The sequence below is a fragment of the Achromobacter sp. genome (assembly GCF_036567245.1).
GTDB lineage: Bacteria > Pseudomonadota > Gammaproteobacteria > Burkholderiales > Burkholderiaceae_B > Achromobacter.
Window position 1 is genome coordinate 1 of record NZ_DATCUY010000255.1, and the last position, 8,897, is coordinate 8,897.

The 8,897-nt window shown below is 65.7% G+C and carries 10 protein-coding genes; 9 read left to right on the forward strand and 1 reads right to left on the reverse strand.

The genetic code is table 11. The features are described from left to right. From VIR09_RS11330 to VIR09_RS11360, 7 genes are all read left to right on the forward strand, one after another. Positions 1-521, forward strand: a 521-nt coding sequence (locus VIR09_RS11330; protein ID WP_332012958.1) for a 3-deoxy-D-manno-octulosonic acid kinase, incomplete at its 5' end; no start/stop codon positions are given. A gap of 143 nt (positions 522-664) precedes the next feature. Next, positions 665-1,768: a polyamine ABC transporter substrate-binding protein gene (locus tag VIR09_RS11335; protein ID WP_332012959.1), complete on the forward strand. Its 1,104-nt coding sequence runs from the start codon at positions 665-667 to the stop codon at positions 1,766-1,768. 6 nt (positions 1,769-1,774) lie between these two features. Beyond that, on the forward strand, positions 1,775-2,902 hold the full coding sequence (locus tag VIR09_RS11340; RefSeq protein WP_332012960.1) for an ABC transporter ATP-binding protein: 1,128 nt from the start codon (positions 1,775-1,777) through the stop codon (positions 2,900-2,902). After that, positions 2,899-3,819: an ABC transporter permease subunit gene (locus VIR09_RS11345; protein ID WP_332012961.1), complete on the forward strand. Its 921-nt coding sequence runs from the start codon at positions 2,899-2,901 to the stop codon at positions 3,817-3,819. Before VIR09_RS11340 ends, VIR09_RS11345 begins: the two co-directional genes overlap by 4 nt. Beyond that, a complete protein-coding gene (locus VIR09_RS11350) occupies positions 3,816-4,625 on the forward strand; it encodes an ABC transporter permease subunit (protein ID WP_042792726.1) in 810 nt (269 codons plus the stop codon). The genes VIR09_RS11345 and VIR09_RS11350 overlap by 4 nt, the downstream gene beginning before the upstream one ends. Continuing rightward, a complete protein-coding gene (locus VIR09_RS11355) occupies positions 4,622-4,978 on the forward strand; it encodes an arsenate reductase (protein ID WP_059380432.1) in 357 nt (118 codons plus the stop codon). Before VIR09_RS11350 ends, VIR09_RS11355 begins: the two co-directional genes overlap by 4 nt. 46 nt (positions 4,979-5,024) lie before the next feature. Continuing rightward, on the forward strand, positions 5,025-5,711 hold the full coding sequence (locus VIR09_RS11360; protein ID WP_332012962.1) for a DNA-3-methyladenine glycosylase: 687 nt from the start codon (positions 5,025-5,027) through the stop codon (positions 5,709-5,711). A gap of 40 nt (positions 5,712-5,751) precedes the next feature. Here the strand turns inward: VIR09_RS11360 and VIR09_RS11365 are convergent, their stop codons facing one another. Next, positions 5,752-6,423 carry a YrbL family protein gene (locus VIR09_RS11365; RefSeq protein WP_332012963.1) on the reverse strand — a complete coding sequence of 224 codons (672 nt, stop codon included), beginning with the start codon at positions 6,421-6,423 and terminating at the stop codon, positions 5,752-5,754. 166 nt (positions 6,424-6,589) lie between these two features. On the opposite strand from VIR09_RS11365, the gene rmuC reads away from it, so the two are divergent. Together rmuC and VIR09_RS11375 are read left to right on the forward strand one after the other, a co-directional pair. Beyond that, positions 6,590-7,969: a DNA recombination protein RmuC gene (rmuC, locus tag VIR09_RS11370; protein WP_332012964.1), complete on the forward strand. Its 1,380-nt coding sequence runs from the start codon at positions 6,590-6,592 to the stop codon at positions 7,967-7,969. A gap of 105 nt (positions 7,970-8,074) precedes the next feature. Further along, a partial coding sequence (locus tag VIR09_RS11375; protein WP_332012965.1) for an amidase occupies positions 8,075-8,897 on the forward strand: 823 nt, incomplete at its 3' end.

Below are 8,897 nucleotides of genomic sequence, written 5' to 3' on the forward strand. Positions count from 1 at the left end.
GCTACCGCCGCGGCGGGATGATCGCGCGCATCAGCCGCGACGCCTATCTCTGGAACGGCGAGGCCCGCACCCGCAGCTTCCGCGAGTATCGCCTGCTGGCCGCCATGCGCGCCCAGGGCCTGGCGGTGCCGGCGCCCCTGGCTGCCGCCTATTGGCGCCAAGGCCCGATCTACCGCGCCGCCATCGTGGTCGAGCGCATACCGGGCGTGCGGCCCCTGGCCCAGATGCTGGCCGAACCAGTCTGGCAGGCCGCGGCCGAGGCCATCGTGCGCATGCACCGGGCCGGCGTCTGGCATGCCGACCTCAATGCCTTCAACATCCTGGTGGGCGGCGACGGCCGCGTCTGGCTGATCGATTTCGACCGCGGCACGCAAGGTTCCTTGTCGGACCGGCAGCGCCAGGCCAACCTGGAACGCCTGCGCCGCTCGCTGCGCAAGGTGGCCGGTGAAGACGGCGAGCGCTTCTGGCTGCGCCTGCGCGACAGCTACTGGACGGCCTGGGGCGTGGGAATCCAGCCCTGACCGGGCGCGGGCGGCCAATTGCCGCCATCAGGCCCGAATCGCGCCAATTAGCCGGCAAAGTTGGGCAGGTCATCGCTAAAAAGCTTTATCATTTCGCCTTTTGGTACTCCTGTCACATACGGCATAACGCAAGGGGGCTGGTGATGAAACTACGGGCGGGTATGCGCTGGGCGCTAGGGGCGATGCTGGTCACGGCGGCCTCGTCGTCGGCGATGGCGCAGAACAAGGTCGTCAACGTCTACAACTGGGCCGAGTACACGGCTCCTGACACGATTCCCGGTTTTGAAAAGGAAACCGGCATCAAGGTCCGCTATGACGTCTACGACAGCAACGACACCCTGCAGGCCAAGCTGTTGGCTGGCAAATCGGGCTATGACGTCGTTGTCCCGTCCACGCACTACGCCTCGCGCCAGATCGAAGCCGGCCTGTTCCAGAAGCTGGACAAGTCCAAGATTCCGAACTGGAAGTACCTGGATCCCGAAGTGATGGCGCTGGTCGCCACCGTCGATCCCGGCAACGAGTACGCCATACCCTGGGGCTACGGCACCAATGGTCTGGGCTACAACGTCACCAAGGTCAAGCAGATCATGGGCGATGGCGTGGACCTGGCCAACTGGGACATGATCTTCAAGCCCGAGAACGCCGCCAAGCTGAAAGAGTGCGGCATCTCGATGCTGGACGAAGCCGCTCAGGTGTTCCCGGCCGTGCTGAAGTACCTGGGCAAGGACCCCAACAGCACCAATGCGGACGACTACAAGGCCGCGCTGGAAGTGCTGATGAAAATCCGCCCGTACATCCGCCAGTTCAGTTCGTCGGGTTACATCGACGAGCTGGCCGTGGGCGATCTGTGCATGGTCTACGGTTTTTCCGGCGACGTGATGATCGCGCGCAAGCGCGCCCAGGACGCCAAGAAGTCCTATGAAGTGAACTACTTCATCCCCAAGGGCGGCGCGCCCGCGTGGTTCGACCTGATGGTCATCCCCAAGGATGCGCCGCATCCCGAAGAGGCCCTGGCTTTCATCAACTACATCGAAACGCCCAAGGTGCACGCGGCCATCACCAACACCATGTTCTACCCCAACGCCAACAAAGAGGCGCGGCAGTACGTGGTCAAGGACGTGGCGGACAATCCCATGATCTACCCGTCGGCGGAGGTCTCCAAGACCTTGTACGTGATCAAGGCGCTGCCCTTGAACATCCAACGCCTGCAAAACCGGATGTGGTCCGAGCTGAAGTCTGGAAGATAAGTCATCATGAGCGATAGCCGTTACTCGGCGCAGCATTCGGCCGATCCGGACGAGTTCGTCCGGATCTCCGATGTCGTAAAGATCTTCGGCGATGTGGTCGCCGTCCGTTCCGTCAATCTCTCGGTCAAGCGCAACGAGATCTTCGCCCTGCTCGGCAGTTCGGGCAGCGGCAAGTCCACCTTGCTGCGCATGCTGGCGGGCTTCGAGGAGTCCACTTCGGGCCAGATTTTCCTGGACGGCGAGGACATCACGCACGTGCCGCCGTACCGCCGGCCCGTGAACATGATGTTCCAGTCCTATGCGCTGTTCCCGCACATGACGGTCGAAGCCAACGTGGCCTTCGGCCTGAAGCAGGAAGGCGTGGACCGGGCCGAGATCCATGACCGCGTGTTCGAAGCCCTGGACCTGGTCCAGATGGCCGGCTATTCGCGGCGCAAGCCCAACCAGCTGTCGGGCGGGCAGCAGCAGCGCGTGGCGCTGGCGCGCAGCCTGGTCAAGCGGCCCAAGCTGCTGCTGCTGGACGAACCCATGTCGGCGCTGGACAAGCAGATCCGCCAGAAGACCCAGATCGAACTGGTGAAGATCCTGGAACAGGTCGGCGTGACCTGCATCATGGTCACGCACGACCAGGAAGAGGCCATGACCATGGCGCACCGCCTGGCCGTCATGACCGAAGGCCAGATCGTCCAATGCGGCACGCCGCAGGACGTTTATGCATTCCCGAATTCGCGCTTCGTCGCCAGCTTCATCGGCTCGACCAATATGTTCACCGGCACCATCGTGGTCGATGAACCCGACCATGTCGCCATCGAGTGCGGCGAGCTGACCCGCCCGCTCTTCGTCAACCACGGCGTGAGCGAACCGCTGGGCATGGAAGTGCACGTCTCCATCCGGCCTGAACGGCTGGTGGTGTCGCGCGAGCAGCCCGAAGCCGAATACAACTGGGCCCACGGCATGGTCAGCCACATGGCGTGGATGGGCAGCTACGCGCTTTATCAGATCCGCCTGGATTCCGGCAAGACGGTCGAGGCCAGCGTGCCCAGCCTGCTGCTGGCCCAGATGGATGCGCCTGGCATCGATGAAGAGATCTTCGTCAGATGGGACGCCGACAGCGCGACGGTGTTGGCGTCATGATCCGGTTCTCGCCCCGCGACTGGTTGCCGTCGGGCCGGGCGCTGGCGGTGGTGCCGCCGTTCGCCTGGCTGGTGCTGTTCCTGCTGGTGCCGTTCCTGCTGGTCTTCAAGATCAGCTTCGCCGAGCTGAAGTTCGGCATTCCGCCGTACACCTCGCTGGCGGAATTCAAGGACGAGGCGGTGCAGTTCAGCCTGCACCTGCGCGGCTACATCCTGCTGTTCACGGACAGCCTGTATTTCGCCACCTACCTGAATTCGGTGAAGATCGCCGCGATCACCACGCTGTGCTGCGTGCTGATCGGTTATCCCATCGCCTATTACATCGCGCGCTCCTCGCCGGCGGTGCGCAACCTGCTGCTGCTGGGCGTGATCCTGCCGTTCTGGACTTCGCTGCTGTTGCGCGTATACGCCTGGGTGGGCATCCTGCGCAACGACGGCCTGCTCAATAACCTGCTGCAGGGCCTGGGCATCATTTCCAGTCCGCTGGAAATCTACCGTACCGATGTCGCGGTCTATATCGGCATGGTCTATGCCTACCTGCCGTTCTTCATCCTGCCGCTGTACGCGACGCTGGTGAAGATGGACCTGCGCCTGCTCGAAGCCGCCTACGACCTGGGCGCCAAGCCCTGGCAGGCCTTCTGGCAGATCACCGTGCCGCTGTCGCGCCAGGGTGTGATCGCGGGCGCCATGCTGGTGTTCATCCCGGCAGTGGGCGAATACGTGATCCCGGAAATGCTGGGCGGGGCCAACACGCTCATGATGGGCCGCGTGATGTGGAATGAATTCTTCAACAATGCCGACTGGCCCATGGCTTCGGCCGTGACCTGCGTGATGGTGCTGTTGCTGCTGGTGCCGCTGGTGGTCTTCCAATACAACCAGGTCAAGCAGCAGGAACAGGCGAGCGGAGGCCGCAAATGAACGGGCCCAACAAGACTTTGCGCGCCGTGGTGTTGGGGCTGGGGTACTTCTTCCTGTACGTGCCCATCATCAGCCTGATGGTGTTCTCGTTCAATGAATCGCCCACCGTCACGTCCTGGACCGGCTTCTCGTTCCGCTGGTATCACTCGCTGTTCAACGACGACGCGCTGTTGCGCGCGGCCTGGCTGTCGTTCCGCATCGCCGCCATGACCGCCACCGCCGCAGTCATCATCGGCACCTGGGCCGGCTACGTGCTGGGCCGCATGGGGCGCTTTCGCGGCTTCGCGCTCTACGTGGGCATGCTCAGCGCGCCGCTGGTCATTCCCGAGGTGGTGCTGGGCATCTCGCTGTTGCTGATGTTCGTGGAGCTGCGCGGCAGCCTGGGTTGGCCCGCGGAGAACGGCATCTTCACGATCTGGGTCGGCCACGTCACCCTGTGCATGGCCTTCGTGGCGGTCGTCATCCAGACGCGCATCCGCGACCTGGACCGTTCGCTGGAAGAGGCCGCGCTGGACCTGGGCGCCACGCCCATGACCGTGTTTTTCAAGATCACGCTGCCGCTGATCGCGCCGGCGCTGGCCTCGGCCTGGTTGCTGTCCTTCACCCTGTCGCTGGACGACGTGGTGCTGGCGTCGTTCCTGTCCGGTCCCAGCTCCAGCACGCTGCCCATGGAAGTTTTCTCGCGGGTGCGCCTGGGCTTGAAGCCCGAGATCAATGCGCTGGCGACCCTATTCATCCTGGCGGTCGGCACCTGCGTGATCCTGGCCAACCGCATGCAATGGCGCAAGGAGTCCGAGCCCAAATGAAGCAAACCACCCTGTATGGCCTGACGAAGTGCAGCACCTGCGTCAAGGCGCGCGACTGGCTGACCGCGCACGGCGTCGCCCACGCGTTCGTGGACTACCGCGACAATCCGGTGCCCGCCGCAACGCTGAAATCCTGGGCGGACCAGGTCGGCGGTTGGGAAAAGCTGGTCAACCGCACGTCCATGACGTGGCGCAACCTGCCCGAAGAGCGCAAGACCGCGCATACCGATGCCCAGTGGAGCCAGCTGATTGCCGAGTATCCGGCGCTGGTGCGCCGCCCGGTCACGGTGACGCCCGATGGCGAGGTGAGCGTTGGCTTCAGCGAAAAACGCTACGGCGAACGTTTCGCCTGAGGCGGCGGCCCTGGCCTGCCTGGCGCCAGGCGCTGCCGGCCGGGCCTTGCCCGACGCCTTCTTCGACCGCGACGCCTTGCAGCTGGCGCGCGAGTTGCCGGGCAAGGTCATCCGGCACCGCGTGGGCGAGCTGTGGCTGTCGGCCCGCATCATCGAGACCGAAGCCTACTTCCTGGAAGAGAAGGGCAGCCATGCGTCGCTGGGCTACACCCACAAGCGGCGCGCCCTGTTCATGGACGGCGGCACGGTCTACATGTATTACGCCCGCGGCGGGGATTCTCTGAATTTCAGCGCGGGCGGGCCGGGTAACGCCGTGCTGATCAAATCCGCCTATCCCTGGACGGACGCGCTGTCCGGACCCCAGGCGCTGGCCCGCATGCTGCAGTTGAACCCCGATGCGCAGGGGCGCCCGCGCCCCGTCTCCGGCCTGTGCGCCGGCCAGACCCTGCTTTGCCGGGCGCTGGGCCTGAAAGTGCCCGACTGGGACGCGCGCCGTTTCGACCCGCAAGCGCTGTATGTGGAGGATGTGGGGGAGTCGCCCCAGGCCCTGGTCTGCACCACGCGGCTCGGCATTCCCCTGGGGCGCGACGAGCACCTGCACTACCGTTACGTGGACCCGGCCTACGCGGCCTGCTGCACGCGCAACCCTTTGCGCCGCGGACAGCGCGCCGGACACGACTATGTATGGGTGGACCGCCAGGGCGTGGTGCTGCCGGAGGCGCCGCAGCCGTAGCTGCCTGGACGGCGCTGCGGCTGTGCCTGGGGCGGGCGCCTCAGAATGCGCCGGTGGCGATGCGCTCGGCCAAGGCTGCCCGCATGCGTGCGTACTTGCGTTGGATACGCCGGCTGTTCAGGCGTTTGCTCCAGGCATAGATCGGTATCAGCGGCAGCCCGCCGAAGCCATCGATCAGGTACAGGCCCTGCTTGCCGTCGGCGTTCAGGCCGCGGGCGATGTTGCTGGCGGAGACGTCGTGCAGGACCACGTGGGCATCGGCCAGGTCTGCGAAGAACTCGTCGAGCTGCGCGCTGAGGGCGTCGTCCAGCTTGCCTTGCCTGGCCAGGTCCGTCACGGTGGGGGCGATGTTGCCGTTGGCGTCACAGATTTTCTCGACGACCAGACCCAGGCCCAGTGTGGTTTGGGCGACCCCGAGAATGCGCGCCATGGGCACCTGCCATACGCCCGAGGGGCGGGTGGTGGTGGTGACGTATTCCGAGATTTCGGTCAGGTACACCCGGTAGGCGCTTTCCCGCTGGTATTGCTTGTACCAGCGCTTGAACGGGCGGGCTTCCAGGTACACGGCGCGGGCGCGCATGTCCATGACCTTGACAAGCAAGGATGGCATGTTGGGGTGCTGGAAGATGTGCCTGTCGTGGCCGGAGGCGACCGGCGTGGCGGCGTTCAGGTCCAGCGGGCCGAATACGGACTGGAATGAAGCCACGGGCATACAGGGGGAGGGATCTGCGGGATTCAAGGGGAAACAAGCCTGTTTGGATGCCCCAGAGTTTAATCCCTAGCCCCCGGCAGTCCGTCTGCTGATACCGGATCTAGGTCGGATTTACCGTAGAGGACGTGGTTCGGGTCCTACAATCCCGGCTTTGGAGACGCATCTTTTGAACGATATTCATCTGCTTTGGATTGCTGCGGGCGGCGCTGTCCTGGCCTTTCTGGCTGCCTTGCTGGGCTGGCTGCGTCCGCCGGCGCCGGACGCCCGCCTCGACGCGCTGCTGGAAAGCCTGGAACGGACCGAGCGCGCGCTGCGCTCCGACATTGCGGAAGGGCAGCGCGGCCTGCGCAGCGAATTCGCGGATTCCACGCGCGCCCTGCGGGTGGAGCTGTCGCAGTCGCATGGCGACCTGCGCGCCGGGCTGTCGCGCGACGCCCAGGCTGCGCGCGCGGAGTCGGCGGAATCCTTGGCGCGCTTCGCCGCGGGTTTCTCCGAGCAGTTGCAGGGGCTCATCCAGATCAACGAGCGCCGCCTGATGGAGGTGCGCGCCACCGTGGACCAACGCCTGCAATCGTTGCAAACCGACAACAGCGCCAAGCTCGACGAAATGCGCCGCACCGTGGACGAAAAGCTTCACGCCACGCTGGAGCAGCGCCTGGGCGAGTCCTTCAAACTGGTGTCGGACCGTCTGGAGGCCGTGCACAAGGGCCTGGGCGAAATGCAGGCGCTGGCGGCCGGCGTGGGCGACCTGAAGCGGGTGCTGACCAACGTGAAGTCGCGCGGTACCTGGGGCGAAGTGCAACTGGCCCGGCTGATCGAAGACAACATGACGCCGGACCAGTACGCCAGCAACGTCAAGACCGTGCCGGGCAGCGACGCGGTGGTGGAATTCGCCATCCGTCTGCCCGGGCGCGGCGACGGCGGCGAACCTGTCTGGCTGCCCATCGACGCCAAATTCCCCAAGGAAGAGTACGAGCGCCTCATGGACGCGCAGGAAGCCGCGGACACCGAAGGCGTGAAGAGCGCCGGAGCCGCGCTGGGCCGGGCGGTCGAGCTGCAGGCGCGTCTGATCGCCAGCAAGTACGTGGCGCCGCCGCACACCACCGACTTCGCCATCATGTTCCTGCCTACCGAAAGCCTGTATGCGGAGGTGCTGCGCCGCCCGGGCCTGCTGGACAAGCTGCATGACCTGCGCGTCAACGTGGCAGGTCCCAGCAACCTGGCGGCGCTGCTGAACAGCCTGCAAATGGGCTTTCGCACGCTGGCGATCGAGCAGCGCTCGTCCGAGGTCTGGCAGGTGCTGCGCGCGGTCAAGACGGAATTCGGCAAGTTCGGCGAATCCCTGGCCAGCGTCAAGAAGACGCTGGACACCGCCAGCAACAAGATCGGCCAGACCGAAGTGCGCACCCGCGCCATGCTCAAGAACCTGAAGGCCGTCGAGGCGCTGCCCGAAGCCGATGCCCGGCTCCTGCTGGGCGCTCAGGACGATGGCGATGCCGGGGACGACGAGGAGGATTCGGGCGCGCTGGCTGCAGGCCCGAACTGATCCGGCGGCAAGAGCATCGCAGGGGCGCGTGCTTGTTGCCCGCTGCGACTGCCGATATCCTGGCGCTAGCGGCAATTCGCCGTCGACACCTGGAGCATTGCAAGCATGAGCACCGCCGAACGCCATGATTCCTCCACCCTGGACGCGACGGCGCTGGGCGCCGATATTGCGCAAGGGGCCACCACTGCGCTTGCTGCGATGCAGCAGGCGGTGGACCGGGTGGCGGCCCGCAATCCCTCGATCAACGCGGCTTGCGGCCTGCAGGCGGAAATCGGCCTGCGCCTGGCGCAGTCGCTGGACGAGGAACTCGCTGATATGTCGCAAGAGCAGCGGCTGGCGCAACTGCAGGACCGTCCGTTCCTGGGCGTGCCTACCTTGCTCAAGGACCTGGGCACCGCCGCGCTGGGTCTGCCCAGCGCCATGGGCTCGGTGCTTTATGGCCAGGTGGTATGGAATGTCGACGCCGAGATCGTCAAGCGCTACCGCCGGGCCGGCCTGATTCCGTTCGGCCGCAGCACCAGCGCCGAACTGGGCCTGAGCCCCACCACCGAATCGCCGGTTTACGGGCCGGCCACCCAGAATCCCTGGAAGGCCGGCCATAGCGCGGGCGGATCCAGCGGCGGCGCGGGCGCGGCGCTGGCCAGCGGCATGGTGCGCATCGCGCATGGCAGCGATGGCGGCGGGTCGATCCGCATTCCCTCGTCCTGCTGCGGCGTGCTGGGCCTGAAGCCCTCGCGCGGCCTGATGCCGCTGGGCCCGCTGAAGGGAGAAGGCTGGGGCGGCCTGGCCACCGAACACATGATGACCCTTTCAGTGCGCGACTGCGCCGCGTCGCTGGACATCAGCGCCGGCGCCGACGTAGGCGCGCCTTATGCCGCGCCGGCGCTGCCTGCGGATTCCTACCGCGCCGTGGTGGCGCGGGTCGCCG